The organism is Syntrophus sp. (in: bacteria) (genome assembly GCF_040768185.1).
In the GTDB taxonomy this organism is placed as follows: domain Bacteria; phylum Desulfobacterota; class Syntrophia; order Syntrophales; family Syntrophaceae; genus Syntrophus; species Syntrophus buswellii.
Genome location: NZ_JAXGNC010000013.1, coordinates 17,851 through 44,734, shown reverse-complemented (window position 1 = coordinate 44,734; position 26,884 = coordinate 17,851). Strand labels below are relative to the sequence as shown.

The 26,884-nt window shown below is 56.0% G+C and carries 25 protein-coding genes; 7 read left to right on the top strand and 18 right to left on the bottom strand.

The window, feature by feature from the left end:
- Positions 1 to 334 precede the first annotated feature (334 nt).
- Positions 335 to 1,732 carry a class II fructose-bisphosphate aldolase gene (locus AB3175_RS11855; protein WP_367361150.1) on the top strand — a complete coding sequence of 466 codons (1,398 nt, stop codon included), beginning with the start codon at positions 335 to 337 and terminating at the stop codon, positions 1,730 to 1,732.
- Between the two features lie 250 nt (positions 1,733 to 1,982).
- Here the strand turns inward: AB3175_RS11855 and metG are convergent, their stop codons facing one another.
- The 15 genes from metG to xseA all read right to left on the bottom strand — a co-directional run bounded on the left by metG (position 1,983) and on the right by xseA (position 17,000).
- Positions 1,983 to 3,893, bottom strand: coding sequence for a methionine--tRNA ligase (gene metG, locus AB3175_RS11850; protein ID WP_367361149.1), 1,911 nt, complete (start codon positions 3,891 to 3,893; stop codon positions 1,983 to 1,985).
- A 46-nt stretch (positions 3,894 to 3,939) separates the two neighbouring features.
- Positions 3,940 to 4,938 (bottom strand): hypothetical protein, encoded by a 999-nt coding sequence (locus tag AB3175_RS11845; protein ID WP_367361148.1) that lies wholly within the window; start codon positions 4,936 to 4,938, stop codon positions 3,940 to 3,942.
- A gap of 108 nt (positions 4,939 to 5,046) precedes the next feature.
- Positions 5,047 to 5,805: a Nif3-like dinuclear metal center hexameric protein gene (locus AB3175_RS11840; protein WP_367361147.1), complete on the bottom strand. Its 759-nt coding sequence runs from the start codon at positions 5,803 to 5,805 to the stop codon at positions 5,047 to 5,049.
- Positions 5,806 to 5,962: 157 nt separating this feature from the next.
- Entirely contained in the window at positions 5,963 to 6,733 is a 771-nt protein-coding gene (locus AB3175_RS11835; protein ID WP_367361146.1) for a stage 0 sporulation family protein, read from the bottom strand.
- Positions 6,734 to 6,910: 177 nt separating this feature from the next.
- Positions 6,911 to 7,885 (bottom strand): DNA polymerase III subunit delta', encoded by a 975-nt coding sequence (gene holB, locus AB3175_RS11830; RefSeq protein WP_367361145.1) that lies wholly within the window; start codon positions 7,883 to 7,885, stop codon positions 6,911 to 6,913.
- A gap of 137 nt (positions 7,886 to 8,022) precedes the next feature.
- Positions 8,023 to 8,673, bottom strand: a complete 651-nt coding sequence (gene tmk, locus AB3175_RS11825) for a dTMP kinase (RefSeq protein ID WP_367361144.1) — start codon at positions 8,671 to 8,673, stop codon at positions 8,023 to 8,025.
- 85 nt (positions 8,674 to 8,758) lie between these two features.
- Positions 8,759 to 8,938 carry a DUF362 domain-containing protein gene (locus AB3175_RS11820; protein ID WP_367361143.1) on the bottom strand — a complete coding sequence of 60 codons (180 nt, stop codon included), beginning with the start codon at positions 8,936 to 8,938 and terminating at the stop codon, positions 8,759 to 8,761.
- Between the two features lie 86 nt (positions 8,939 to 9,024).
- On the bottom strand, positions 9,025 to 9,246 hold the full coding sequence (locus AB3175_RS11815; protein ID WP_367361142.1) for a NifU family protein: 222 nt from the start codon (positions 9,244 to 9,246) through the stop codon (positions 9,025 to 9,027).
- Between the two features lie 86 nt (positions 9,247 to 9,332).
- The gene (locus AB3175_RS11810; protein ID WP_367361141.1) at positions 9,333 to 9,923 is read right to left on the bottom strand and encodes a hypothetical protein; all 591 of its coding nucleotides are present in this window, start codon (positions 9,921 to 9,923) and stop codon (positions 9,333 to 9,335) included.
- A gap of 41 nt (positions 9,924 to 9,964) precedes the next feature.
- Positions 9,965 to 11,698, bottom strand: coding sequence for a 4-hydroxy-3-methylbut-2-enyl diphosphate reductase (gene ispH, locus AB3175_RS11805; protein WP_367361140.1), 1,734 nt, complete (start codon positions 11,696 to 11,698; stop codon positions 9,965 to 9,967).
- 6 nt (positions 11,699 to 11,704) lie between these two features.
- Positions 11,705 to 12,457 carry a TlyA family RNA methyltransferase gene (locus AB3175_RS11800; protein ID WP_367361139.1) on the bottom strand — a complete coding sequence of 251 codons (753 nt, stop codon included), beginning with the start codon at positions 12,455 to 12,457 and terminating at the stop codon, positions 11,705 to 11,707.
- 36 nt (positions 12,458 to 12,493) lie between these two features.
- A complete protein-coding gene (gene dxs, locus AB3175_RS11795; RefSeq protein WP_367361138.1) occupies positions 12,494 to 14,428 on the bottom strand; it encodes a 1-deoxy-D-xylulose-5-phosphate synthase in 1,935 nt (644 codons plus the stop codon).
- A gap of 54 nt (positions 14,429 to 14,482) precedes the next feature.
- Complete coding sequence (locus AB3175_RS11790) at positions 14,483 to 15,379, bottom strand: polyprenyl synthetase family protein (protein WP_367361193.1); 897 nt, start codon at positions 15,377 to 15,379, stop codon at positions 14,483 to 14,485.
- 7 nt (positions 15,380 to 15,386) lie between these two features.
- Positions 15,387 to 15,626: an exodeoxyribonuclease VII small subunit gene (locus AB3175_RS11785; RefSeq protein ID WP_367361137.1), complete on the bottom strand. Its 240-nt coding sequence runs from the start codon at positions 15,624 to 15,626 to the stop codon at positions 15,387 to 15,389.
- Between the two features lie 18 nt (positions 15,627 to 15,644).
- Positions 15,645 to 17,000, bottom strand: coding sequence for an exodeoxyribonuclease VII large subunit (gene xseA / locus AB3175_RS11780; RefSeq protein ID WP_367361136.1), 1,356 nt, complete (start codon positions 16,998 to 17,000; stop codon positions 15,645 to 15,647).
- 239 nt (positions 17,001 to 17,239) lie between these two features.
- Here xseA and AB3175_RS11775 point away from each other — a divergent pair, with 239 nt between their 5' ends.
- From AB3175_RS11775 to AB3175_RS11750, 6 genes are all read left to right on the top strand, one after another.
- Positions 17,240 to 18,256, top strand: a complete 1,017-nt coding sequence (locus AB3175_RS11775) for a deoxyhypusine synthase (RefSeq protein ID WP_367361135.1) — start codon at positions 17,240 to 17,242, stop codon at positions 18,254 to 18,256.
- Between the two features lie 291 nt (positions 18,257 to 18,547).
- Positions 18,548 to 19,825 carry a TolC family protein gene (locus AB3175_RS11770; RefSeq protein ID WP_367361134.1) on the top strand — a complete coding sequence of 426 codons (1,278 nt, stop codon included), beginning with the start codon at positions 18,548 to 18,550 and terminating at the stop codon, positions 19,823 to 19,825.
- 89 nt (positions 19,826 to 19,914) lie between these two features.
- Positions 19,915 to 21,102: an efflux RND transporter periplasmic adaptor subunit gene (locus AB3175_RS11765; RefSeq protein WP_367361133.1), complete on the top strand. Its 1,188-nt coding sequence runs from the start codon at positions 19,915 to 19,917 to the stop codon at positions 21,100 to 21,102.
- Positions 21,103 to 21,106: 4 nt separating this feature from the next.
- Complete coding sequence (locus AB3175_RS11760; RefSeq protein WP_367361132.1) at positions 21,107 to 21,799, top strand: ABC transporter ATP-binding protein; 693 nt, start codon at positions 21,107 to 21,109, stop codon at positions 21,797 to 21,799.
- Complete coding sequence (locus AB3175_RS11755; protein ID WP_367361131.1) at positions 21,796 to 23,025, top strand: ABC transporter permease; 1,230 nt, start codon at positions 21,796 to 21,798, stop codon at positions 23,023 to 23,025. The genes AB3175_RS11760 and AB3175_RS11755 overlap by 4 nt, the downstream gene beginning before the upstream one ends.
- A 399-nt stretch (positions 23,026 to 23,424) precedes the next feature.
- On the top strand, positions 23,425 to 24,570 hold the full coding sequence (locus AB3175_RS11750) for an HD domain-containing protein (protein ID WP_367361130.1): 1,146 nt from the start codon (positions 23,425 to 23,427) through the stop codon (positions 24,568 to 24,570).
- A 103-nt stretch (positions 24,571 to 24,673) separates the two neighbouring features.
- Here the strand turns inward: AB3175_RS11750 and AB3175_RS11745 are convergent, their stop codons facing one another.
- The 3 genes from AB3175_RS11745 to AB3175_RS11735 are packed head-to-tail and all read right to left on the bottom strand — an operon-like array spanning position 24,674 to position 26,868.
- Positions 24,674 to 25,954, bottom strand: a complete 1,281-nt coding sequence (locus tag AB3175_RS11745; protein ID WP_367361129.1) for an ammonia-forming cytochrome c nitrite reductase subunit c552 — start codon at positions 25,952 to 25,954, stop codon at positions 24,674 to 24,676.
- A complete protein-coding gene (locus AB3175_RS11740) occupies positions 25,947 to 26,411 on the bottom strand; it encodes a cytochrome c3 family protein (RefSeq protein ID WP_367361128.1) in 465 nt (154 codons plus the stop codon). The genes AB3175_RS11745 and AB3175_RS11740 overlap by 8 nt, the downstream gene beginning before the upstream one ends.
- Positions 26,412 to 26,436: 25 nt before the next feature.
- Positions 26,437 to 26,868, bottom strand: coding sequence for a hypothetical protein (locus AB3175_RS11735; RefSeq protein WP_367361127.1), 432 nt, complete (start codon positions 26,866 to 26,868; stop codon positions 26,437 to 26,439).
- Between the last annotated feature and the right edge of the window lie 16 nt (positions 26,869 to 26,884).

The window sequence follows — 26,884 nt, the reverse complement described above, 5'->3', positions numbered from 1 at the left end:
TTTAAGGCAATCGAAATTGCAAAGCAAGCTCATACCGGGCGATATCAAAAATAGAAACAACTCTCTGTCGTTCTTAACCGCTGAAAACAGCGGATATTTTTTCGGTTGCGGTGCAGTCGGAAGGCGGTTTCTTGGTCATTAAAGTCGCTACAGGCAACAATCCGCGAGCAGGTGAAGAGATCCGCAATGCCGTCTGCGGGCGGGATACGCGGCAGAGCGGACCAGGGGGCTTGAGCGGTAGAGGGAGAAAAAAGGCGCGCCTGAACGGAACGGCGTTCTGAAGGTTTGACCGTAAACGGAAACAGGAAGATCAAGACAAAAGAGAAAGGTGGAGATGATGATTTTCAACAGTGTGGATGAATTGAAAAAAGGCTGTGAAGGTGTCCTGGAGGTAAAGGGAGATCAGGTCAAGGTGTTGAATGAAGAGATATTGAGAAATTCGCTTATTGATTCTCTCATTTTTACGGCGGTATTCAGTGCCCTGCCGGAAGTCAAAGAGGCGGCTTCGTGGCTCATTCGGCAAAGCGGAGCCGCGTTGGGGATCCTGTCATCGTCCATTCAGTCCCTCTATGAGGCCATGGGCAGAAAGGAAGTGACGGGCTTTACCGTTCCGGCCATCAACATCAGGGCCTTGACCTATGAGGTGGCCCAGGCCATTTTCCGTGCGGCGTTGAAAGACTCCGTCGGCGCCGTCATTTTTGAAATTGCCCGTTCGGAAATTGACTATACAAAACAGAGGCCCATTGAATATACGAGCGCAGTGACAGCAGCAGCCATAAAAACCGGATTCCACGGCCCCATCTTTCTTCAGGGAGATCACTTCCAGGTCAATGCCAAGAAATTTGCCGCCGATGGGGAAAAGGAAGTCAAGGGCGTCAAGGACCTTATCTGGGAAGCCCTTGAAGCCGGATTCTACAACATCGATGTCGACACTTCCACCCTCGTGGACCTGTCAAAACCCACCATTGATGAACAGCAGAAGACAAATTTCGACCTTGCCGCAGAATTGACAAGCGTGATCCGGGATCTGGAGCCGGCGGGTATCACGGTATCCGTCGGGGGTGAAATCGGTGAGGTGGGCGGCAAAAACAGTACCGTTGAAGAGCTTCAGGCCTTTATGGATGGGTATCTCGAGGCCCTGAAGAGCTACGGGCCTGACTTGAAGGGAATCAGCAAAATAAGCGTTCAGACGGGGACCACCCACGGTGGCGTTCCCCTGGCCGATGGAAGTGTGGCCAAGGTGAAGCTGGATTTTGAAACCCTGGAAAAGCTGTCGGAAGTCTCCCGGAGCCGTTACGGACTTTCCGGCGCTGTTCAGCATGGTGCGTCCACGCTGCCCAACGAGGCCTTTGACAGGTTCCCGGCAATCGGAACGGCAGAGATTCATCTGGCAACCGGTTTCCAGAACATCATTTACGACAGTGCCCATTTCCCCGTAGACTTGAAGGACCGGATTTATGAGTACCTGCAGCGTGAGATGGCGGGGGAAAAGAAGGAAAAGGATACGGAGGAGCAATTTATCTATAAAACCCGCAAAAAGGGGTTTGGACCTTTCAAGCAGGAACTCTGGCAGCTTCCGCCGGAAACATTGAAGCAGATCAGTACGGAGCTGGAAAACCAGTTTACCTTTCTGTTCCGGAAATTAAATGTGGCCAACACCGAAGCGGTTGTGCGCAAGTTCGTTTCGGCCGTGGAGGTCCCCTTGAAGGCTCCCGCCGCATTGAAGGGATAGATGAACGTAAAGAAAACGACGACGTTTTGAAGGAAATTTTCCGGAGAATGGTCGCGGATGCAAATGAAAGAGAGCCGGACGGGGACGAATCTGGAACATAACCCCGTCCGCCTCTCTTTGATGGTATGCTTTCAGCCCGGCTTCGGAATCAGCCCGCCAAGGCGCTAAAATTCGAGAGATGCGAGGCATTGGGCGTGAGTGGAACAGGTTGTTGGACGGCCTGATGCATGTAGACCATTTCCGGTAGACGTTACCGGACCTTTGCCCCGGTTCTCGGCTCGCGGTCAAAGGACAGGACGGTGATGCCCTCATCGGTTGTATCCGTGGCCAGAAGCATCCCCCGGGATTCAATTCCCATCAATTTTGCCGGTTTGAGGTTTGCCACAATCACGATGGATTTGCCCACGAGCTGCTCCGGCGCATAGTCCTTGGCAATGCCGGCGACCACCGTCCGCTCTTCACCGATGTCGATCTTGAGCTTCAGCAGCTTGGCCGATTTGGGAACGATCTCGGCCTCCAGGATCCGGGCAACCCGGAGATCGATCTTCTCGAAATCCTCGTAAGAAACCTCCGGTTTGATCGGCGGGGGCGGTGCGGGGATTTTCTGCTCGACGGCCGCGGTCTCCGACCTGTAATCGATCCGCGGGAACAGGGCTTCGCCTCGCTGCAGGCGCAGGCCGGGGGCAAGGGCGCCCCAGGTGCGGATCGTTCCGAAATTTTCCCTGTCAGGATGGGCGATCCCCAGTTGCAGCAAAATCTTCTCCGCAGAACCGGGCATGAAGGGGGAGATCAAAACCGCGATCACCCGGAGGGTTTCCAGCAGGGAATAAATCACCTCATCCAGTTTGGCCTTTTTCGACTGGTCCTTGGCCAGGTTCCAGGGTTCCTGTTCCACGATGTAGCGATTGGCCGTGCCGATATAATCCCAGATGGACATCAGGGCCTTGTGAAAAGTCAATTCCCGGAAAGAGGTTTTGACTTCAGCAAGAACCCTGAAGGCCGTATCGGCGAGGATACGGTCGGCTCCGGTCACCTCCGTGACCGCCGGTACGGCTCCCTGGCAGAATTTCATGGCCATGGACGTAACCCGGCTGACAAGATTCCCCAGATCGTTGGCCAGTTCCGCATTGACCCGCAGAACGAAGCTCTCCTCACTGAAGCTCGAGTCCAGGCCGAAAACCATTTCCCGGAGAAGATAATAGCGGAAGGCATCCAGCCCGTATTTGTCCTTCAGATCGAGAGGGCGGACAACATTGCCGATGCTTTTCGACATCTTGCTTGAGTCGACATTCCAGTAGCCGTGAACATTCAGATGAGAATAGGGTTCGATGCCCGCGGCTTTGAGCATGGTGGGCCAGTAAATGCCATGGGGCTTGAGGATGTCCTTGGCAATCAGATGTTCGGCCACCGGCCAGAAGGTGCGGAAATTTTCGCCGTCGGGATAGTCGATTCCGGAAATATAGTTGATCAGCGCGTCAAACCAGACATAGGTTACATAGTTTTCGTCAAAGGGCAGGGTAATCCCCCAGCTCAGGCGTGATTTCGGCCTGGAAATGCACAGATCCTCCAGGGGCTCGCGAAGGAAGGCCAGCACTTCATTCCGATAGCGTTCCGGCCGGATAAAGTCCGGGTGTTCCTTGATATGGGCAATCAGCCACTCCTGATATCTGCTCATTCGGAAAAAATAGTTGCTTTCCTTGCGGAATTCAGGCTCTGTCTGGTGGTCCGGGCATTTCCCGTCGACCAGCTCTTTTTCCGTGTAAAAGCGTTCGCAGCCGACGCAGTAGAACCCTTCATAATGACCGAAATAGATATCGCCGGCGTCATAGACCTTTCGCAGAATCGTCTGCACGGTTTCGATGTGCCTGGCATCCGTTGTCCGGATGAAGAAATCGTTCGTGACGGAAAGCTTCGGCCAAAGTTCACGGAACTGGCTGCTGATCCGGTCTGCGTAAGCTTTCGGCGTGACGCCGCTCTTGTCGGCGGCTTCGGCGATCTTGTCGCCATGTTCGTCCGTGCCCGTGAGAAAGAACGTCCGATGTCCCGACAGCCGATGATAACGGGCCAGAACATCAGCGACGATGGTTGTATAGGCATGCCCGAGATGGGGGGAGGCATTGACATAGTAAATGGGTGTTGTGACGTAATAGGTATTTTCCATGGCTCTCAATCCACAAAGAAAAGAAACGATTTCAAGAGAGATTCTCCTAAGCCTTGAGCGCTGCGGCCAGGTCATCAATAATCGGTTTTGAGCCGACGTACAGCGTGGTACGCTGGTGATGCGCCGCCGGCTTCAGATCAAGAATGCGTGTGCCCGTTTCATCGATGGCGTCGCCGCCGGCTTCCCGGCACATGAACGCCGCGACATTGGCCTCATACAGAAGCCTGAGTTTACCCTGAGGACGATTTTCCTTGGGATTCGGATGGTTGACGATGGCAGGATACATGAAAAGGCCGCCGTTTGACAGCAGGCGGTGAAAGTCGCCGGCAAGGGCGCCGATATAGCGGAACTTGTATTTGTTCAAATTGGCCCCGATCCACTTCTGCACTTTGTCGCTGAAGACGTTTGTGTTTCCGGCGTTGAAGGACAATTCCCAGGTTTTTGGATTGTCGGGCATGGTCAATTGAACCGGCTTGACGTAGGTTGAGGTTTCGTCGGAATGGAAGCGCCAGCAGCCTGCGTCGCGCAGTGCCAGGGTGAACATCCCCGTTGGAATGACGAACATGCCTGCTGCGATGTACTCGCTGCCTTCGCGGAGGTGATAATCCTCAGGGCCCCGCATATCGCCATCGAGAAACCGCTTGGCAATCCCGAACATGAACCCCACAGGCAGCCCATGGGACACGTTGGATGATCCGTCCAGGGGATCGAAATAGACAAAGTAGCGGCCGCCCTCTTTGTTCATGTCAACAATGTCATCACACTCTTCGCTTACCACCTGGATCACGCGCTTGTTCGAGGCCAGGTAGTGGAGCACGATCTCGTTGGCGATGTCGTCCATCTTCATGACATTCTCGCCCTGGATATTGATCGATCCGGCCACGCCGAGATTTCCCTTGAGGGCGCCGGTTCGGTAATAAAGTTCAATTCGCTTTGCCGCGGCAATGATGGAATCCATGAGAATCAGGAAGTGATAGGTGCGGTTATGCTTTTCCTGGTGCAACATCAAAAAATTACGAAACGTCTGTTCAAACTCTACTGGCATGTCACCCTCCTGTAAATTATGGTTAAGAAAGACTTTCTAGCTAAAGCGCTTTTTGCAGCGGAATCGAATGCCGAAAGTGCGGCCCCGGGGCGCGGCGCATGCGCGATCTTAGAAGATGCAGGGCGCGTCGACAAAAGAAACAGGAATGGAAAAACGCTTGTGAAGATGCTCTCCCAGCGCCTTCATCCCGAACGTTTCCGTCTGGTAATGGCCGCCATAAAAAATGTTCAGCCCGAATTCCCGGGCCAGGTGAAACGCGCCGTGCTTCGGCTCGCCGGTGATGAAGAGATCGATTCCCTCCCGTTTCAATTCCCTGAAAAGCGCGGTATCGGTGGCCGAGCCGGCGACAATGGCGGCGGTCGAGATGATATCCGGGCCGAAGGTTAAAAAACCCTGACGGCAACCGATGACCTTCTCGACTTCAGACGCTGCTTCGGTTCGTGAAAAAAGCCTCTTGAATCGGCCCTTTACGCCGATCGCCCTGCCGTGATAGAGGGCAAAGGGTTCAGCATCGACCAGTTCAAGATGCTCTGCGATAACACGGTTATGTCCGATTTCAGGATGGGCGTCGAGGGGAATGTGAGCTGTATACAGCGCCATGTCGGCGATGATCAGATCCCGTATCCGCTGATAGTGATGGTCCAGAACCAGTTCCTGGCGTCCCCAGTAGAGCCCGTGATGAACGACAAGAAGATTGCAGCCCGCCTGTGCCGCCTTGGTGATCGACTCATGGCAGGCATCGACGGCCAGGCCGATCCGGTCGACGGTTCCGCTGTTTTCAACCTGGAGACCGTTTGCCGAATCATCTGTAAAGGAGCCGATTTCCAAGTAGGAGTCAAGATAGTCCGTGATGACGTTTCGTTCCATTAATTCCTGCAGAAAGTGCATCCTGTAAAATACTAGCGCGACATCATAACAGATGGCGCCTTTAAGTCAACCCCTTCAAAAAAGTTTTGACGTTTCGCCCGCCAATCCCCGGAAAGGCGTTCTCCTTCGGGACAGGAAGCAGGATGCTCCAGGGGCGTCAATGGCTGCGGGGATCATTCCGGTGATCCCCACGGCCCGGTTTCTGCGGAGGTTTTTCCGAAGACGGGTGATCGGCGGAGCCGGCATTCTCTTTTCGGCTTTGGGCGCCCTTGTCCTTTTTTCGTTCCCGGTAGCATTCGTACTCAAAGGCAAGGCAGCACATGAGCCTGCCGCAGAGCCCGGATATCTTTTCCGGGTTGAGGGACATATTCTGCTCCTTGGCCATTTTGACGGAAACGCGGTCCAGATTGTGAAGCAGGTTGACACAGCAGACTTCGCGTCCGCAAACCCCCATGCCCTTGACGATCCTTGCCTCCTGGCGGGCCCCGATCTGCCTCAGCTCGATCTTGGTTTTGTATTTCTGTGCAAGATCCTTGACGATCTCCCGGAAATCCACGCGATTTTCCGCCGTGAAGTAGAAGATGATCTTGCTCCTGTCAAAAAGGCATTCCACATCAATCAGCTTCATGGGCAGATTCCGTATCTTGATTCTTTCGGAACAGAAGGAGAAGCAACTCTCTTCGAGAGTCCTGTTGCTGTCGCGAATGCGCAGATCTTCTTCCGTCACTTTACGAATCACGGGCTTCAAGGGGGTCTGGATGTCCTCCTCCGGAACGGATCGGGGGCTTGTGAGAACCGTTCCCATGGATGTTCCGTCGTCTGTCGAGACGATCACCGGATCATTCACCAGGATCGCAAGGTCCCCTGCGTCGAAGTTGTAGATCTTTCCTTCTTTTTTAAACTTGACACCAACGATGGTTTTTAGCACAGGCTGTATGGTCTCCTGAAAGTTCGGCTCACTTCTACTGCAATTCACGCGCCTTCCCGACGATTCCGGCAACGCTTTGCCGGGCGGAACCGGCATGGCCTTCGCCATCTGGGTTTTCCCCTGCAGTTCAACCTGGATCGGAACGAAGATGTGCGTATTGGAAGGCGCTTATCAAGGTTAGATCGAAAGTCTAAACATCATAACCTCCAAAGTCAACGATTTATTCGCATTTTGCTCCAATTGATGAATGGCCTCTTCAATGGCCTGCACGTTCATCAGAATTTCTGCAGGGGTTCGCCTCTCGGACAAGGCCGCAATCAGGTCCAGGCGGTCCCTGTGCATAAGGCCGTCACCCCTCCCTGTTTCTTTGAAAATCAGAAGGTCCCGGAAAAACGTTTTGAGGAAATCGAGCTTATCCTGGATGTCTTTCCTGTCATCGATTAAAAAACGAAGAAAAGACAAATGCTGAAGAGGCTCATCCTGTTGCATCCTGGAAAGATAATCCAGGCATTCCTCTTTCAACACAAGAAAGGACTCGCGATTGAGCTCCAGGGCTTTGCCGATGCTGCCGCTGGAAGCGGCTGACAGCAGGCGGGCGTGAGATTCCTCCAGAGAAGACCGCTCGGCGAGAAGGGTCAGCACGATCTCCTGCGGAAGGGGATTGAACCGGATCTGCTGACACCTTGAAAGAATGGTGAGCGGCAGGGAGTATGGCCTGGCCGTTACCAGAATCAGGATATTGGATGCAGAGGGCTCCTCAAGGGTTTTCAGAAGGGCGTTAGCCGCTGCGTTGTTCAAACGGTCGGCATCCAGGATAAGGGCGATGCGTTTGCGGCCCTCCATGGGTTTGAATTTCATCCTTTCCTGAAGGCCTTTGACGGCATCGATCCGGATGAAGGCTCCGTCCGCCTCCACGGTTTCAACGTCCGGATGATTCCTGTGATCGGTCTTGAGGCAGGAAAGGCAGGAATCGCAGGAATCGAAGGCGGCTTGCCGGCAGTTCAACGCCTTGGCGAAGGTCAAGGCGAGGGTGCGTTTGCCGATGCCGTCCATGCCGTGAAAAAGATAGGCGTGGGCAAGACGGTCATGACGCAGGGCATTCTGAAGGATGCTGACGGGTTTCGGGTGGCCCAGGATATCCTTGAATGACATGAAAATAGTCCTATGCTCTGATTTGAAGGGGTTTGGGCCCCGGTTGACGGCGAACTCGGCTGAAGCTTGCAATGGTCGCAGGAACCGGCCGAGCCCTTCAGGGGATTTCAGGGGTTGGAAGAGCGCCGGAGCGGTGCTCAGCCGCCGTCTGCGCTCAGGAAAGCCTTGAGATGACGGCACACCTCAAGGGATATGGAAGCAACATCCCCGGTCGCGTCGATGACGCGGAACCTGTCCGGCTCCTGCCTTGCGAGGGAAAGATAGCCCTTGCGGATTTTTTCGTGAAAAATCAGCCCCTCCTGTTCGAAGCGGTCCTCCCTTGCCTTTTCCGGAACGCCGGACATCCGCTGCAGGGCCCGGCGAATGCCCGTTTCCGCGGGAAGATCGAAGAGAAAGGTCAGGTGTGGCTTCAGGGAGGAGGTGGCGAACTCATCCAGCGTGCGGATCCATGTTGCGTCAATGCCCCGTACGAGGCCCTGGTAAACCATGGTGGCGTCTGAAAACCGGTCGCAGAGAATCCAATTCCCACGGACCAGGGCGGGGCGGATGACCTCGCGGATATGCTGAGCGCGGGCCGCCAGAAAAAGCAGTGTTTCCGCCTCGTCACAGATGTCAAAGGGGCCGCGCTTCAAAAGAAGCTTCCGGATCCTTTTCCCGAGGGGAGAGCCTCCCGGTTCTTCCGTCGTCATCACGGGGAGACGCCACTTTCTCAAGAATCTTGCGGCCAGTTTGATCTGAGTCGTTTTCCCGCACCCTTCAATTCCTTCGAAAGAAATAAAATAAGACATGTCTGGTGATAAAAATCAAAAGGGGGGTACTTCCGCCCAAAAAAGCGAGAAGTGCTCCCCCCGTCTTGAAGAAGAATCTGAAGATTTATTTGGCTTCGCCGGGAACGATCGCTTCAGCCGGGCACTGTTCCGCACACGTTCCACAGTCGGTGCACAGATTTGCATCGATTACGTACTTGTCTTCTCCCTCACTGATCGCTCCAACGGGGCACTCATCCTGGCAGGAACCACAAGCCAAACAATCGTCGGTAATTACATACGCCATAACTTTTATCTCCTTTTAAAATGTTGTTTTCTTTTATTTCATGATCCATCGACCTGACAGGCAAATGGGTCATATCATGAACTCACTTAAACCGAAACCACTTCCTTGACTCCGGAGACCTTTTCCCTGAGCATTTTTTCTATCCCCATCTTCAAGGTCATCTGAGACATGGGACACCCCTTGCATGCACCGACCAGGCGGACCTTCACCACCCCATCCTCACTGACGTCGACCAGCTCAACATCGCCACCGTCAGCTTTCAGGTTGGGCCGGATCTGATTCAGGACTGCTTCAACTTTATCTTTCATGTTTGTACCCTCCAATTTTTCCTTTTGTTCCCTTCCAGGAGAAGATGGCTCATGGCGGTCTCCTTCTGAAAGAAGGCGTCACGATTTCAATGGGGCATTTCCGCGATCATCTCCCTGGCGAGGGCTCTGGCCACATCCGGCAGCTGGGGCTTGATGAGCAGGTATTTTTGAGCCCTTGAATGACCGGCCTTCCAAAGAACCCTGCCTTCGGCGGCAGAAATGAGTTTCATGGAAAGACCGATCTTTCCCACCTTGTCTGTCGCTTCCGTCGTGTAGTTCCAGTAGTCGAGAGAAACAACCAGAAAGGCGTCAACGCGGCATATTTCCCCGATTCTCCTGCTCAGATCGGGGTCGGAAAAATTGACGGCTTTGAGCTTCGCAGTATAATCGGCCGTCACTTTCCGCAGCTCTTCATTTTCCTGGAGCTGGCGCTGGATATCATTCCCGGAGACGATATCGGTAAACCACTTTTTTTCACTCACGACTCCGGCGATGATCTGATCGACAGTCCCCCTGGCCTCTTCATAGGGTCCCACATCGACGGGCAGGATCCCTATCCGCTCCGGATGAAAATTGCCGGCTTCCGGGTCCACCTCGGAATAGCGCAATCCCCCGCAGCCGGCAAGAGCTAGGATCAGTAATATGGCAAGAATGACATGCCGGAATCTTATGTGCACAAGAACCTCTCGCTTCTACAAGGCCTGCGGAATCCCCCTGTTCAGGACCGTGCGGCAACCCAAAGAATAGAGCACAACCCTGCGATAACATAGCTTGTTTCCAGAAGCCCCTCAAGGACTATTCCTGAAAGCGAGGCCCTTCTATCACAAAGTCGGAAACAAATCCATATATAAAATAAATTTATCAGCAGGACCAGTGAGAGCGGGGAGGTCCAGCCGACGAGAGCGCTGGAAACCAGCATGACCGCTAACAGCAGGCAGATAGCCGCCAGGAGGGTCTGCGTTTTCTGCTTGCCGACCACAACGGGGATCGTCTCCCTGCCGATGAGCCGGTCGCTCTGGATATCCAGGATATCGGAAAGGGACGAGCGGATAAAAACCACACCAAAGGTAAAAAGAAAGGCGATGAGGAGTTCGGGGGAGAAGGAGGGCTTCCGTTCCACAACAGGCATGATGGCGACGACGGTTGCCCAGGCCAGGGCCATGGAGATATTTTTTGAGCCGGGGAGATCCTTCAAGCTTCGATAGTGCCATTTTTTGGGCAACAGGGAAGAATTGTAGAGGATCCCCAGGGTCGACATGAAAAAGAGAAGCAGAAAGGCATGGATTCCCTGGCTCATGGCGATGCCCAGTCCGGTGAGCATGGATAAGATGGCCCCGGAAAGATAAAAATACTCGTGCTTCAGGTAGGACTCCTCCCGAAAGGAGCCGATGGTGCAATTCTTCCGGTTTACAAACCGGTTGAAGGTGTGCATGGCATGAACATAAAGGGCGGTGATTAAAAGAAACAGGATGTTGACAGGGACGCGCTCGAGGAGCATGGCTGTCAGTGAGAGGCAGGCCGCCCCGAGGGCGGAGTACAGATCGGTACGGACCGCCAGGGTCCAGAGCTTGAAGAACAGCTGACCCTTTCGCTTTTTTTCCGACTGCTGTTCCGTGATCCGGTCAACGACACGGGAAAGGATCCAGTTCGGTGTGGAAGCCCCGGCCGAGAGACCGATGCGATCGAAGCCGACGAGGAGGTCTCCGCTCAGTTCGTCCGCCGTTTCGATGTGAAAAGTCGGCGTGCCCTGAAGGGCCGCCAGGTCGGCCAGGCGTCGCGTATTGGCGCTGTTTCTGCCGCCGACGATCACCATGGCTTCCGTCTGGGAGGCCAGTTCCTGGACTTCAGACTGGCGCCGTTCCGTGGAGTCGCAGATCGTATTGTAAACGACGGTTTCCGGAAACTTCTCGCGGACCCGCTGGACGACGGCCTTGAATTCATCAACGCTCTGGGTGGTCTGGGCAACGACGCACACCTTTTCCAGATCGGGAAGACGGTCGACATCGGAACAGCTGCTGACGACCCTGCCATGGCCGCCGGAGTGGCCGAGGAGGCCGTTTACCTCGGGATGATCGCCGTCGCCGACGATCAGGATGGCGTAATGCTGAGCCGCGTGCTTGCGGATGATGGCCTGAACGTGGGCAACCTTGGGGCAGGTTGCGTCAATGATCCGTAGGCCCTTTTCACGGAGTTTTCGCCGTTCAGCCGGGGAAATTCCATGGGCCCGGATGACGATGGCCGCGTTGTGTTCCGATGAGGGGATCGCATCAAGATCGTCGACAGGGACAATCCCCCTGGCGCGCAGGAAGTCCACCGTTTGCGGATTGTGAATCAGCGGGCCATAGGTGTAGATGGTTCTGGGGCCTTTGTGACGGGCGATCTCAAGGACCATTTCAACGGCTCGCCGAACGCCCATGCAAAACCCGGCCGTCTGTGCTATTCGAACGCTCATCTCTCGTTATTCCACCGGTAAGCGGGCATAGATGAAGAACTCCCTGTTTCCCCTGGCGCCTGGAAGGGGTGAGGCCGCCGTTCCGATGACCTCCAATCCGGAACCCCCCATAAAGAGGGTCACCTCATCCTGAACGCGCTGATGAAGATCCGGCTCCCGGACAATGCCTCCCTTTCCGACCTGTCCCTTTCCCACTTCAAACTGAGGCTTGATCAGAGCGAGAAGATGCCCTCCCCGTTTTAAGAATTTCACCGCGGAAGGAATGACGAGCTTCAGGGAAATGAACGAGGCATCGATGGTGATCAGATCGACAGGGGCGTCCATGCCGGCGCCGTCATAAAACCGGATGTTGGTTCTTTCGATGCTGGTCACCCTTGGATCCTTCCTCAATTTCCAGGCCAGCTGTCCATAACCGACGTCAAGGGCATAAACGTGGCGGGCGCCCTTCTGGAGAAGGCAATCGGTGAAGCCCCCCGTGGAGGCCCCGACATCCAGAGCTACCAGATCATGGACATCCATGGAAAAGGCTTCAAGCGCCCCTTGAAGCTTCTGCCCCCCGCGGCTGACGTAGGGGGATTCCTTGCCCCTGATCCGGACAAGGGCCTGGGGGGAAACGAGCATACCGGCCTTGAGAGCGGCTTGGTCATCCACCAGAACGGCGCCGGCAAGGATCAGGGCCCTGGCACGTTCCCGGCTTACCGAAAGGCCCTGCTTGACGAGGAGCTGATCCAGACGGATTTTTTCTGATTTCGTTTTCATGGCAACGGGTTTAGGAGTGCTGTCGACGATTCCTTCTCAGGCGGGAGGATCAGGTTCCCGCTCTTTTTTTTGATCCATCATGGCCAAGACGGCTGCCACAATGCCCTGTTCATCGATTCCGTAGAGGTCGCGCAGCTCGGCCTGAGTGGCTTGCTGTGCAAACTCGTCCCGGACTCCCAGCCTTTTGATGCGGAGATCGCGGATGCCGTTTTCTTCGAAGCATTCCAGGACGGCACTGCCGAACCCCCCCATGACGGCATTTTCCTCGACGGTCAGGATGTGCTTGAATGAGCGTGAAAGGTCCAAAAGGAGTTGACGGTCCAGAGGCTTGACAAACCGGGCATTGACGACCGCGGCGGAGATTCCCTCCTTTGCGAGCTTCTCCGAGGCGGCAAGGGCCGGGTAAACCGTCGAGCCGATGGCGAGGATGGCGACGTCCGTCCCGTCGGCAAGGAGCTCCCCTTTGCCGATTTCCAAAAGGGTGGGTTCCGCATCCGGGGAAACGCCGATCCCGCTTCCCCGAGGATAACGGATCGCGACGGGCCGGCCATAGCCCATTGCCGAAAAGAGCATGCTCTGCAGTTCATTCTCATCCTTGGGCGCCATGACGATCATGTTTGGAATCGGCCGGAGAAAGGACAGATCGAAGAGTCCATGGTGGGTTGGGCCGTCTTCCCCGACGAATCCGGAGCGGTCCAGGGCAAAGACCACCGGAAGATTCTGCAGGCAGACGTCGTGGAGAATCTGGTCATAGGCCCGTTGAAGAAAGCTCGAATAGATGGCGACAACGGGTATCATCCCTTCGGTGGCCAAGCCGGCGGCGAAGGTTACACCATGCTGTTCGGCAATGCCCACATCGAAAAAGCGCTCCGGAAATTGTCCGGCGAATTCATTCAGCCCGGTGCCTTCGCACATGGCGGCGGTAATGGCGACAATTCGGGGATTGTCTCGGGCCAGCCGGACAAGCGTCCGGCCGAAGACCTGCGTATAGGAGGCCGGCGCCTGAGCTCCTCCGGCAGAACTGGGCCCTCCCGTTTCCGGATAAAAGGGCCCGATGCCATGAAAACGCAGGGGCTCCGCTTCCGCAAACTCGTAGCCTTTCCCCTTCCGGGTGATGACATGGACCAGAACGGGGCCTTCCATATGGCGGACATTTTCGAGGTTCCGGATCAAATGATCGAGGCGGTGACCGTCCAGAGGACCCACATAGGTAAATCCGAGGTCTTCAAAAAGCGCTCCGGGCACGATGAGGGCTTTCAGGGACTCCTCCGCTCTCTTGGAAAATTCCAGGACCTGCTCGCCGATGGAGGGGATCGTTTTCAGAAAATTCTTGATGTCCTTCCGGATTCTCTTGACCGTCTGGCCGGTCATGACGGAGTTCAGGTAGCAGGACAAGGCCCCCACATTCGGCGAGATGGACATCTCGTTGTCGTTGAGGATGATGATCAGGTCCTTCTTGCGGTCTCCGGACCAGTTCAGGCCTTCAAAAGCCAGCCCGGCCGTCATGGATCCGTCGCCGATGATGGCCACGACCTTGAAAGCTTCTTTTTTCAGATCCCGGGCCTCGAGGATGCCGGAAGCGGCGGAAATGGATGTGCTGCTGTGGCCGACGTTGAAGACATCATAGGGGCTCTCCTCCCGTTTCGGGAAGCCGCTGATGCCGCCCTTCTGACGGAGGGTGAAGAAACGGTCCGCCCGTCCGGTGATCAATTTGTGGGCATAGGCCTGATGACCCACATCCCAGATGATCTTGTCCCGTGGGGTATCAAAAACCTTGTGCACGGCCAGCGTCAGTTCGACGGCCCCTAGGGATGAAGCCAGGTGCCCGCCCGTCCGGGAAACCGTTCCAATGATGGTGGCTCGAAGATCTTCAGCCAGAGCCGCAAGGGCGTCGTTGTTCATGTTCCGGATGTCCCGGGGATACAAAATCCCGTTGAGAAGGCGTCCGGAGCTTCGCTTTGAGAGGTCCATAAGGTTGAATATAGCAAAAACGTCCTGTTAGAAAATCGTGAAAGCGATCGGTCCCTAAAACCGCCGTTCGAGGAAATACCGTGCCAGCAGCCGCAGAGGCATTGCACGGCTGTCAAACAACTCCAGGTCGCCCAGGGCGTCCTCAACGAGGGAACAAGCCTTCTGGCGGGAATTTTCCAGTCCCAGCAGGGTGGGAAAGGTCATTTTCCCGCGCGCCGCGTCGCTTCCCGTATTTTTGCCCAGCAGATGGCGGTCTCCTTCCACATTGAGAATATCATCGGCAATCTGGAAAACCAACCCGATTTTGTGGCCGTAATCGGTGAGGGCTGCAAGGTGTGATTCGGATGCGCAGGAGAGGATGGCGCCGGCCCTCAATGAGACGACAATCATCGCGCCGGTCTTCCTGGAGTGAATCTGATTCAGAACATCCAGATTCCCCGGTTTCCCCTCCGCCTTCACATCGTCGACCTGTCCGCCCACCATCCCGAAAGCCCCCGCGGCCGTGGCGATTTCGGAAATGACCTTCAGGAGCGTTTCCGGTGCGATTTCAGGCTGCAGATCCCCGCGGGCCATGAGAGCAAATGCCTCCGTGAGCAGCGCATCACCGGCAAGAATAGCCAGGGCCTCACCGAATACCTTATGGCTGGTGGGATTCCCCCTGCGGTAATCGTCATTGTCCATTGCCGGAAGGTCGTCGTGGATGAGGGAATAGGTATGGATGTATTCCAGGGCGCAGGCCACCGGCAGGATGCTTTCGGAAACATCGGATAGGCCCGTCGCCTCCGCCGCCGCAAGGCAGAGAATGGGGCGGATCCGCTTTCCTCCGGCAAAGAGGCTGTAGCGCATCGCCTTGAAAAGGTCCGCCGGCAGGCTGTCATCGCCGGGCAGGAAGCGGTCGATGGCCTCGTCGATTCGCTGCTTTCGATCCTTGAGGTAGGCGTTGAGATCCAAAAGAGATTCAGGATTCATCTTTTCCTCCATGTTCCGGAAAAGGCTGGACCGTCAGCTGCTGGCTTTCCCGGACAAGCAGCTCAACCCGCCGCTCCGCCTCGTCCAGGCGGTTTGCGCACAGCCGGGAAAGGCGCACCCCCTCCTCAAAGGCCTTCAGGGATTCTTCCAGGGTCATTTCACCCGCTTCCATTTTACGCACGAGGGCTTCCAGTTTGGCCATGGCCTCTTCAAATTTTTCCTTTGCCATCACATCCTCTCCTGTCCTTTATTCCGGGAAAATCCGCTCAACGATCGCCCGGAAACGACCCCGAAAAACCTGCACCTCGAAGGAATCCCCGGGCGAAAGCACATCGGCATTTCTGACAATCCGACCGTGGGGAAGGGTGCGGACGATACCGTAGCCACGGGACAACACAGCAAGGGGGCTCAGGGATTCAAGAAGAGTAGCCTGTAGGGCCCATGCCTTCCTGGACTGTTGGAAAAAGCGGCGGATGGCGGCATTGAGCCGGTTTTCCAGAATGTCGATTTCCGGGCGGCTGCTGCGGACCATGCCGAGGGGACCTGCCTGCCGGAGGTGCAGCGAAAGAAGCGGAAGATTCTGCATTTCCCTTGAAATCCGTTCCTTTACAAGGGACAGGAGGCGTTCTCCACGGTCATCCAGGGAAAGACGGAATCCGGCAATGAGCCGCTGCGGATTCTTCAGCCGCTCCTGATGGAGGTACAGCCTTTCCTGATCCCGCAACAGCTTCCGGCGGCCGGCTTTGGCAAGACGAGTCTGCAGGCCGGAGAGCCTCAGCTTCAGTTCAGCCCTGTCGGGAACGGCAAGCTCCGCCGCAGCCGACGGAGTCGGCGCCCGCAGATCCGCGGCGAAATCGGCGATCGTGTAATCCGTTTCATGGCCGACCGCGGAGATGACCGGGATTGTGGAGGCGGCAATGATCCGGGCGACCCTCTCGTCGTTGAAAGGGGCAAGATCTTCCAGGGATCCACCGCCGCGGGCCAGGATCAGGACGTCGATGCCGCCGAAGGCGTGCATATCCTGAAACGCCTGGACAATTTCTCCGGCTGCCGAGGCTCCCTGGACCCGGACCGGAGAGACCACGACGGAGACGGAGGAAAAGCGCCTTTTCGCAATGCTGATGATGTCGCGGATAACGGCCCCGGTGGGCGAGGTGATGACGCCGATCTTTCGAGGCAGATAGGGGATCGGTTTCTTCCTCAGGGGGTCAAAAAGGCCTTCGGCCTGAAGACGGAGCTTCAACTGCTCGTAGGCTCTCTGAAGAGCGCCGGTTCCGCGCGGCTCCGCCGAATCGAGGATAAGCTGGTATTCCCCGCGGGGTGCATAGACGGCCAGCCTGCCCCGGCAGAGGATGCGCATGCCTTCCTCAAGCTCGAAAAGGGGAAGGCGGTTGTTGCGAAAGGCCTTTGATCCGGAGGGCGATTTGAAAATAACGGCCCGAATCTGACTTTTCTCATCCTTGAGGGTGAAATAGAGGTGCCCTGACGAGGGGCGGCGGAGATTGGAGACTTCCCCTTCAACCCAGAGCAGATCGAAACGAATTTCCAGGAGATCCCCGATCTGTTTATTCAATTCTGAAACGGTCAGTATCCCCGTCGTCATTTCCTTCATTTTAGAGCAACTATCAGATATTGCCTGTTGTGGCAAGGGTGATTTTGTCCAGCGTTCTTCCGAAGTTGACATTTGAACGGGCTTGATTTAAGAGTAGGATCGGTTGACGGAGTGCTCTTCCGCCGGGAGAGATTCGGGAAGAGACTTCGGCGGAAATGTCCTTTACGAAATCATAACGGCAGGCATGGGAGCCGATGCTCGGTTCAGCGTCCTGCGTCCGAGGAGAATGCATGGAAAAGAAGGATTATCTGAAAAAACCCGTGGAGCATATCGATTTTACGAAAATAAACTCGGTGGAGATCATCCGGGCCATGAGGGGCATGTCCTTTACAGCCCGCGATCTTGCCGTGGCGGCGGAAATTTATGACGCGATGCTGGCCGATGAGGATTGCGCCGTGATTCTCACGATTGCGGGAAGCACGAGCGCTGCGGGATGCATGCAGCTGTATGCGGATCTGGTCCGGTATAACATGGTAGACGTCATTGTGGCCACGGGGGCGACGATTGTCGACATGGATTTCTTCGAGGCCCTCGGCTTCCGGCATTACCAGGGAACCCCCCATGTGGACGACCAGGATCTGCGCAGGCTTTATATCGACCGGATCTACGACACCTACATCGATGAGGAGGAACTGCAGGTCTGCGACCGCACCATCAAGGAGATTGCCGATGCCCTTTCCCCCAGGCCCTATTCCTCCAGGGAAATCATCCGGGAAATGGGACGGTATCTGTCGTCCCATGCCGTCAAGAAAAATTCGCTCGTTCAGACGGCCTTCGAACATGATGTGCCCATTTTCTGTCCGGCCTTTTCGGACAGCAGCGCCGGTTTTGGTCTGGTCCTCCATCAGTGGAATGCCCCGGAATCCCATGTAAGCATCGATTCCGTCAAGGATTTCCGGGAACTGACCATGATCAAGATGGCGGTGGAAAACTCAGGACTGCTGATGATCGGTGGCGGTGTTCCCAAGAATTTTGCCCAGGATACCGTGATCTGCGCTGAAGTGCTCGGCAAGGAAGTGCCCATGCACCGCTACGCCATTCAAATTACCGTGGCGGACGCCCGCGACGGCGCCTGTTCCAGTTCCACCCTCCGCGAAGCGACCTCCTGGGGTAAGGTGGACGTTTCCTACGAGCAGATGGTTTACGCGGAAGCCACTTCCGTCCTTCCCCTCATGGCCAGCTATGCCTACCAACAGGGGCACTGGAAGGGGAGGCCGCGGCGGAGGCTCGCGCAAACCTTCGGCTAGATCGAGAAAAGCGCCGATTACCAGCCCTTATTTTTTTCCAGTAATATTGCAGCGGATATCGAAGATGAAGCATCCGGTGAAGACGCATGGCTCCTGCAGCTGCGAGCCGGTATCTGCTGTCAACTCGCCAGAACATGACGCCATCCCAAGCCGGCTGACATCACGGGGTAACGGCTTGAGGGAGAGAAGTCGACGATGTTTTGCGGGCATGCTCGCCGCCGATTTCTGAGGCTCCGGGACACCCGCATCCCGTATGCAGAATTTCTTGGGCGCAGGTCCGAATGTGAAGTCATGAACAAACATCTCAAATTCATTTTGGCGGCTCTCCTGCTGGTCCCGTTTTCCGTACCGGCCGGGGCGGAAATGCCGGTCCGACCGGGAGAACGCCTGGATCTTCAACGGTGTGTGCAAATGGCCCTTCGAAACCATCCTGCCGTTCAGGCGGCCAGGGATACGATTCGGATCGGCGAAAGCAGGGTGGGGCAGGCTAAGGCGAGCTATTATCCAGAAATCAACTGGCAGACGGATTACACCCGTTTCAATCGTTCCAGGGCGGGAAGGGACACCTTTGACGACTACAACAGTAGCGTGGTTCTGAGTCAGACACTCCTGGATTTCGGAAAGCGAAGGTCCTCGCTGAACATTGAAAAGCTCTCCACCGACGCCTTCCGCCAGGATCTTCATGACACCGAGGCGGAGATTGTATTCGGCGTCAAGTCTGCCTATTTCATAACGCTGCTGGCCGAAAAGAGTCAACAGGTCGCCGTGGAGACCGTCGGCCGGTTTCAGCATCATCTCATCCAGGCCAAAGGCTTTTTCGAGGTGGGCATAAAACCGAAGTTCGATGTGACGAAGGCCGAAGTTGATCTCAGCAATGCCGTTCTCAATCGGATAAGGGCTGAAAACGACCTGAGGATCGCCCGTGTCGGCCTGAACAATGCCATGGGGCTTCCAGGCGCTTCGGGCTATGTCCTGGATGACAGTCTGCTGTTTCAGGACAATCCGGCGGATCTACCCGATGCTCTGGAAAGGGCGTTCCATAACCGACCCGACCTGCAATCGATCCGAAAGAAATTGGAGGCGGCGGAAGAATCTGTTGAGCTGGCCCGCAAGGGGTATTATCCCCATGTGACCGGATCGGCCGGCTACGGCTTCAGCGGCGAGGATTTCCCCCTCCAGGAAGGCTGGAACGTAGGAGCGTTTCTGAATGTTCCCTTGTTCAGCGGTTTCGAGACGCGGTATGCCGTCGAGGGGGCACGGGCAACCCTGGAGGTGCTCCGGGCGAATGAGTCGTCGCTTCGGCAATCGATACGACTTGAAGTGGAGCAGGCCCTTTCAAATCTGCGGGAGGCCCGGGAGCGGAGGGAGGCCACGCTCGTTGCCGTCCGTCAGGCCGAAGAAAATGCGGAGCTGGCCGAGGGGCGCTATGACGCCGGGGTGGGAAATCCGATCGAAGTGACCGACGCACTGGTGTCCCTGAGCAATGCCAGGACAGCCTATGCGTCTGCGCTGGCCGATTGCCGGATTGCTCAGGCGGAGCTGGAAAGAGCGGTGGGTGAAACATTCTGAACGAGCCATGAACGGCCAATGTGCAATCGAAAGGATTCGACACCCGGGGAGAGAGCCCTGACAAAAATCGGATTGCAGGAAGGGAAATCGTGAACAAGAAACTGGTCGCCGGGATCGTCCTGCTGATCCTGATCTTCGGAGCCGGAGGTTACTATCTCCGTGAGAGCGGGAAGAAGGAGCCAACATACAGGACGGAAGACGTCTCAAGGGGCAATGTCCGGGCGACGGTCACGGCGACCGGAACGGTCAATGCCGTCACGACCGTCCAGGTCGGCACCCAGGTTTCCGGTACGATCAAGGGCATCTATGTCGATTTCAACGCCCCTGTAAAAAAGGGGGAACTCCTTGCACAGATAGACCCGGCCATATTCGAGGCGCAGGTTCAGCAGGCAAGGGCAAACCTGCTCCAGGCGAAGGCGAACGAGGCCAAGGCCGAGGCGTCGCTGAGCGATGCGAAACGGTCACGGGACCGATACCGGATGCTCTTTCAGCGCAACCTGGTCGCCCAAGGTGACCTGGACGCAGCGGAAACGAACGCCCAGGTTTTTCTGTCCCAGCTTTCCGCCGCCAGCGCCCAGGTAGCGCAGACCCGGGCCGCTCTAAGCCTTGCAGAAACCAACCTGAGATATACACGGATTCTTTCGCCCGTCGACGGTACGGTGATTTCCCGGAATGTCGATGTCGGACAGACGGTGGCCGCCAGCTTTCAGACCCCCACACTCTTTACCATCGCCCAGGACCTGAAGCGGATGCAGATCGACACCAATGTAGACGAGGCCGACATCGGCAAGGTGAAGGTCCGGATGCCCGTGGAGTTCACCGTGGACGCCTATCCCGATTCCATCTTCCAGGGCAGGGTCGCCGAGGTGCGCATAGCACCGATCAATGTTCAGAATGTCGTAACCTATGATGTGGTCGTCCGGGTGGATAATCCGGACATGAGGCTGAAGCCCGGCATGACGGCCAATGTATCCGTCATTCTTGCGGATAAGGCGGGGGTGCTCAGGGTTCCCAACGGAGCCCTGCGTTTCCGTCCGGCGGAAGACGGCAGGGGCCTCAAACCCGTCGCCTCGCGGGGAAGGGAGCAGGCCGTATGGGTTCTGAGGGACAATACGCCGCAGCGCGTTGCCGTCACCCCTGGAATAAGCGATGGAACGTTCACGGAAATCCATGCCGGGACACTACGTGAAGGAGAGCAGGTGATCCTGGAAACCCTGAAGAATAAAAAGAAAGACAACGGCTCCTCCTCTTCTCCCCGGGTTCCGAGGATGTTTTAAACCCATGAGATTCCTGGAAACAAAGGAGCTCTACAAGATCTACGAGGTGGGGGGGCAGGAGGTCCATGCCCTCGACGGGGTGTCCGTAGCCATCGACCGGGGGGAGTTTGTCGCCATCATGGGGCCCTCAGGCTCGGGGAAGTCCACCTTCATGAACATCATCGGCTGCCTGGACGAACCGACGAGAGGAGACTATTTCCTCGATGGGATCGAAGTCGCCGGTTTGGACCGGGATGAACTGGCCGAGATCCGGAACCGGAAGGTCGGGTTTGTCTTTCAGGGGTTCAATCTCCTGCCGCGCACATCCGCCCTGGAAAATGTGGAACTGCCGATGCTCTACAATAATCTGTCCGCTGCGGAAAGAAAAAAGCGCGCCATGGATGCCCTTCGGATGCTGGGGCTCAAGGGGAGGGAACAGCATGCCCCCAGCCAACTCTCCGGCGGGCAGCAGCAGCGGGTGGCCATTGCCAGAGCGCTGGCCAATGAGGCCCCCCTTCTCCTGGCCGACGAGCCGACGGGAAATCTGGACACGAAAACCAGCGTTGAGATTATGGAGCTTCTGAAAGGACTGAATTCGGCATCGGGGATCACCATCGTGCTGGTGACCCATGAACCGGAAATCGCCGCCTACAGCCGGAGGATCATCCGCTTCAGGGACGGGCGCGTTCAAAGCGATGAAGCCACGGGTTCGTCATGATTTCTCTTCCCTCGACCATTAAAATTTCTTTTCGGGCCCTCCGTGTGAACAAGATGCGTTCCGTCCTCACCATGCTGGGAATCATCATCGGCGTGGGGGCCGTCATCGCCATGCTGGCTGTTGGGGCCGGTGCGAGCCATCGGATCTCCGGGCAGATTGCAAGCATGGGGAGCAACCTGCTCCTCGTTCTTCCGGGGAGCATGACGGCGGGTGGATTGAGGCTGGGGGCCGGAACGCGGGCCACTCTGAATATCGGGGATGCAGAGGCGATCGTCAAAGAGTGTCCGGCGGTGACGGCAGTTGCTCCAATCCTGAACGGCGCGGCCCAGGTGGTTTACGGGGATTCGAACTGGGCGACAGCCATTTTCGGTACCATGCCGGAAATACTGACCGTTCGGGACTGGAACCTGGCATCCGGCCGTTTCTTCAATGATCAGGATATCCGGAACGCCACAAAAGTGGCCGTTCTCGGGCAGACGGTCGTAGGCAGCCTCTTTGGAAACATGGACCCTGTCGGCTCCATTATCCGGATCAAGAAGGTTCCCTTCACGGTTATCGGCGTCCTGGAAAGCAAAGGACAGTCGGCCATGGGGCAGGATCAGGACGACATCATCTACATTCCCATATCGACGGCCCAGAAGAAAATATTCGGGGTGACCATCCCCGGCATGGTGCGCTCCATCCTGGTCAAGGCCGGAAGCTCCGATGACCTCACGGCGTCGGAACGGCAGATCACGGAACTCCTCCGGCAGCGGCATCGCATCGGAGAGCAGCAGGAGAATGATTTCACGGTGCGGAATCTCACCCAGATCATGCAGGCTGCAGAAGAGTCCTCGAGGGTGATGGCCCTTCTGCTGGGTGCCGTCGCCTCCGTATCGCTTCTGGTCGGCGGCATCGGAATCATGAACATCATGCTGGTTTCGGTGACGGAACGGACCAGAGAAATCGGGATCAGGATGGCCGTCGGCGCGAAAACCTGGGATATCCGCTTTCAATTCATCATCGAAGCACTGACCCTTTCGTTGACCGGTGGGATACTGGGAATTCTCCTTGGAATTGCCGCTTCCGAAGCCCTGTCTGCACTGGCCCAATGGCCTACCGTCATATCTTCGCTGTCCATTCTCCTGGCCTTTGGATTTTCCGGCCTCGTGGGGATCTTTTTCGGATTCTATCCCGCATACAAAGCTTCCCGGCTCAATCCCATTGAAGCCCTCCGCTATGAATAAGCCCCGCAGAAGTGATCCGACCCGTGCGATCTTTTTTGAGGCGACGGGATCGTGACAGCGTCGCGGTGTCCACGGCTGTCAATTTTAGGCAGAAGTGCGATGCCCTTGACGGAGGTCTGCCTTTGACCCCTGTCCTCAAAAAAGATTTATTTTGTGTTTCTGTATGATATAATTTTCTATCCTGAGAACAGGATGCTTTTGACAGGGGGCAGAATCATTCTTAACGCTTCGATTCATGAAAGCCGTTTACACCGGGGCTGAGCGTTGTTTTAAATTCCTGGTACTGCGAAGAGTTTCTGCGGGAACAATCGCCTTTATGGGGTCACATTGGCCGTGCACCCGGTGCGCGACTGCCGAAAGCTCAAGATTCCTGAATGATCGAAAAAAGGAGGGTGGTTGATGAAAGCCTACAGTTTGACGGAATTTCTCACGACTTCAGCCTTATTGAACTACCAGTTGTGTTCGAAGCAGCTGAACTGGGACAGCATCACGATGGTGATCCTTGAGGGTAGACCGATCTCCACAGAGGATCAGAACATCTTGTCCCAGGTATTCGATTATCTGAGCAATGTCTATGGAAAAATGGAACGGAACCTGGGGCCTCTTTCCATTTTACATCCGATCCGGGCCACGGCCTTGTTGTGCCGGGCTTCAGAGAAGATCGACCTGCTGGACATGATGACCTGCCTTCTTCATGATACGTTCGAAGATTTCAAGCCGGCACAGTTCAAGGATTCGGATTGGATCAACCTGGATACGGCGTTTCAATCCTTCCTGCTGGCCCTGCCGGAACTCGATCAGAGGCGCTTAAGGGAGCAGCTGCAATGGCTGACCAAAGAACCTTCCGAGAACTATTATCATTATATCGGCCATCTGCTTGATGAAGCCGGTGGCAGGCCACCGGTCGTCAGGGTCAAGCTTGCAGACCGGCTGGACAACACGCTGGATATGCGCATTGATCTTCAGGACCCCATGCAGGGCGTGGACTTCTTTGAAATCGCCTTTCAGACGGTCTTTACCAATACCTATAAGGGCTATCTGCCCGGCAAGCCCCATCAACCCACCGTGATTCTCAACGGCGCGCAGCGGCTCTACCAGCTCTTCAAAAATATTCTCCTGCTTTCGCTCATCCGGCAGAAAAAGGCGGCAAAGGACGACGAGATCGCCCGGGCGCTCTTCGAAGCTCTCGCGCAGGCCAGCATGATGGAGGCCCAGCGGATTGCCCTGCATGTCTTCGGATACCATGATCCGGACACGGCAAAATTCCGGGGAATCCTCATGGATACGATGGCCTACTCACAATCGGGCGGATTTGACCAAGTGACTCCGCCCAATCCGACATCCCGCCTGAACGGATTGCTCATGACCGTCTTCGATCAGCCGGAGCGCGAATCACGCAAGGAACAGCTCAAGGGTCTCTACAACGACAAGGCGTTCATGATTGAAGTCGCCGTCGCCTTTGTCATCATTTTTCTGAACTTTATGAATGATCCCGATTATTATATTCATGGAATCAGCGCGGAAGGGGTTCGACCGGAACTGTAGGACAACGCGTCATCCCATGAAAAACGGACCGGCATGCAAGGCCGGGCCGCCTCTGCCTTCGCGGAGTTCCCCTTTCATGAGGGACTCCGTAACTTGTACCTGCTCACTTCCCGTGTGAAGCGGACACTGCCCGGTTTGCCGTGGCGATGGCCTGATGGGCCAGATCGACGGACTGTCCCAGCGTGTTGAGGACCTGCGCTGGATTGTGAAAGCCCATACTGTTTTCCGCCGAGACGATATCCCAGTACCACTGGGCCCTTCGGAGAAGCTCCCGGGCATTTTCAAGCTCGGCTCCATTGACGCGGGAATCAGCCGCAGCTTTGGCGATCGCCTCGTGGGCCCGGCTCACCGTGGACCCCGCCCTGAGCTGCATGTCCCACACGTGGCGCTGGGTCGTCTTTACGCGCGCCATCAGCCAGTCCTTGCTCTGCGTATGGCAGGTCCGGCAGGATTCCTCAACGGTCCGCATGGGGCTCGTCACCCAGTGGCTTGAATATTTCCGTCCGCTCTCTCTCAGAAAGGGCATATGGCAGTCGGCGCAGGCGACGCCCGCCATCCCGTGAGTGCCCGTGCTCCAGGTTTCGTAGTCGGGATGCTGTGCCTTGAGCATTTTTGTCTGCGAATCAGGATGGACCCAGTCCTGGGTAAAACCGGCCGGCTTTTCGGCATAATAGGCGTACATCTGTTCCGGCTGGAGCCCCTTGTTCCAGGGAAAGACCACGCGGTACGTTTCCGGCTCGAAATAGTATTCCACATGGCATTGGCCGCAGACGTAGCTGCGCATCTCCGCCCTGGAGGCCTTGCGGACATCGATGCCCTTTTTGGCCAGGGCCTCGATAAAGGCGGGATTCATCACCCGGAGGTTCATCGTTTTCGGGTCATGGCAATTGCTGCAGGTAATGGGATGCTTCAGGGTCGGAAGCAGATCCGTCAGGGGCGTCCTGGCATATGCCCAGCCTTTATCCTTGAAGATGCCGCCGATCTGCGCCGTCTTGCAGGTCATGCAGGCGCCCGTGGTCTTTGGGGTCAAGCGTTCCGTCTCACGGAGATCCTCGAGGGCATAGGGATGGCCGCGGTCTTCCGTGTAGTCCTTGCTGAACCCCATTCCCTTGAAGTTCATGAGGTTCGCCGGCTCCATGACGGCCTTCTGTGTTTTCTCACTACCGCCGAACCCCGTCGGCGATGGGGCCATTTCACGATTCTTTAAATAACCCTGGTATTGTAGAGGATAGGCCTTTCCCCATTCAGCCGGATCATGGACGCCTTCTGGAATGCTGACCCGCTTGATTCCATCTTCCGGAGAAAAAAGCCAGACCCGGGCAACGATAAAAACGCCCAACAGGACGGCAAGGGCAATCCCTGAAAAGACGATCTTTTTAATCATGAAGCAGTCCCCTTTCCGGCAATTTTTGGCCATGAACAAGACGGCGATGACAGGACGTGCAGCTTCCCTGCGGATCTTCAACCATGAAGGAGTTTTCCACCGCGGCTCGGTGGCAGCGCAGACAGTTGCTGTCAGCGATGTTCCTGCCTTGCTCGGACAGGGTAATCGCCGCCGGATAATCCCGGAGCGTTTCGTGGTAGACGTCCGAAAGGCCGGCCTTGGCCTTATAGGCAAATCGTGTCAGTGCATTGGCCGCGGGCATGTGGCATTCGATGCACGTAAAGGAGCTGTGGAGAGAGCGCTGCCACTGCTTGTGGACATCGCCCATGCTGTGGCAGCTTGCGCAGAATTCCGAAGTTCCCGCGTAATGATACGCTCCCGCCATCAGGCCCGTTAGAAGTAGCCCTGTCAGGATGCCGGCCAAGAGGATGGTTATCGTTTTTTTATGCCTGCACATGGCCCCGGGAAATTCCCTTCCCATTTCATAAGGGGTTCAACTGCTCCAGCGAAACGATACGAGTGATATGCACCTTTTTTATAGCCATTTCCAAACATTCGGTCAACGGTAAATATCCCTGGATGAATTTAAACGGATGAATATAAACAAATTTTTGCATTCCTTTGGTAAAATAAACGGCCGGCAGCGCGTTCACTCCAATGGTGAGAAGAAGCATTACCAGGCGTAGCGCCTGTCTGCCGAGAGCCCTGTTTAAACGCAGGGCCGGCGTTGGACCTGATGACCCAAGAGCGCCCTGCTTCAAAAACATCAGGCTTCCTTGGCTGTCAGCAAACAATGCGATGGAGCGTTTCAACGTGTCAGGACCGGGTCCGTCCTGCTCTTTGCTTTCATCGATCCCTTTCTGAGAAAGGGGGGATATAATCCTGGCAGGATAACCTGCGGAAGAACCAATCAACCTTTGTCAAGGAGGG

Excerpts from the sequence above, each read along its gene's own strand:
- AB3175_RS11785 (WP_367361137.1), bottom strand. The coding sequence starts at position 15,626 with ATGGCAAAGGAAAAATTTGAAGAGGCCATGGCCAAACTGGAAGCCCTC.
- AB3175_RS11760 (WP_367361132.1), top strand. The coding sequence starts at position 21,107 with ATGAGATTCCTGGAAACAAAGGAGCTCTACAAGATCTACGAGGTGGGG.
- holB (WP_367361145.1), bottom strand. The coding sequence starts at position 7,885 with ATGTCATTCAAGGATATCCTGGGCCACCCGAAACCCGTCAGCATCCTT.
- ispH (WP_367361140.1), bottom strand. The coding sequence starts at position 11,698 with ATGAGCGTTCGAATAGCACAGACGGCCGGGTTTTGCATGGGCGTTCGG.
- dxs (WP_367361138.1), bottom strand. The coding sequence starts at position 14,428 with ATGGACCTCTCAAAGCGAAGCTCCGGACGCCTTCTCAACGGGATTTTG.
- AB3175_RS11855 (WP_367361150.1), top strand. The coding sequence starts at position 335 with ATGATGATTTTCAACAGTGTGGATGAATTGAAAAAAGGCTGTGAAGGT.
- AB3175_RS11755 (WP_367361131.1), top strand. The coding sequence starts at position 21,796 with ATGATTTCTCTTCCCTCGACCATTAAAATTTCTTTTCGGGCCCTCCGT.
- AB3175_RS11750 (WP_367361130.1), top strand. The coding sequence starts at position 23,425 with ATGAAAGCCTACAGTTTGACGGAATTTCTCACGACTTCAGCCTTATTG.
- AB3175_RS11845 (WP_367361148.1), bottom strand. The coding sequence starts at position 4,938 with ATGCCAGTAGAGTTTGAACAGACGTTTCGTAATTTTTTGATGTTGCAC.
- AB3175_RS11815 (WP_367361142.1), bottom strand. The coding sequence starts at position 9,246 with ATGAAAGATAAAGTTGAAGCAGTCCTGAATCAGATCCGGCCCAACCTG.
- metG (WP_367361149.1), bottom strand. The coding sequence starts at position 3,893 with ATGGAAAATACCTATTACGTCACAACACCCATTTACTATGTCAATGCC.
- AB3175_RS11775 (WP_367361135.1), top strand. The coding sequence starts at position 17,240 with ATGGAAAAGAAGGATTATCTGAAAAAACCCGTGGAGCATATCGATTTT.
- AB3175_RS11800 (WP_367361139.1), bottom strand. The coding sequence starts at position 12,457 with ATGAAAACGAAATCAGAAAAAATCCGTCTGGATCAGCTCCTCGTCAAG.
- tmk (WP_367361144.1), bottom strand. The coding sequence starts at position 8,673 with ATGTCTTATTTTATTTCTTTCGAAGGAATTGAAGGGTGCGGGAAAACG.
- AB3175_RS11820 (WP_367361143.1), bottom strand. The coding sequence starts at position 8,938 with ATGGCGTATGTAATTACCGACGATTGTTTGGCTTGTGGTTCCTGCCAG.
- xseA (WP_367361136.1), bottom strand. The coding sequence starts at position 17,000 with ATGACGACGGGGATACTGACCGTTTCAGAATTGAATAAACAGATCGGG.
- AB3175_RS11745 (WP_367361129.1), bottom strand. The coding sequence starts at position 25,954 with ATGATTAAAAAGATCGTCTTTTCAGGGATTGCCCTTGCCGTCCTGTTG.
- AB3175_RS11740 (WP_367361128.1), bottom strand. The coding sequence starts at position 26,411 with ATGTGCAGGCATAAAAAAACGATAACCATCCTCTTGGCCGGCATCCTG.
- AB3175_RS11840 (WP_367361147.1), bottom strand. The coding sequence starts at position 5,805 with ATGGAACGAAACGTCATCACGGACTATCTTGACTCCTACTTGGAAATC.
- AB3175_RS11770 (WP_367361134.1), top strand. The coding sequence starts at position 18,548 with ATGAACAAACATCTCAAATTCATTTTGGCGGCTCTCCTGCTGGTCCCG.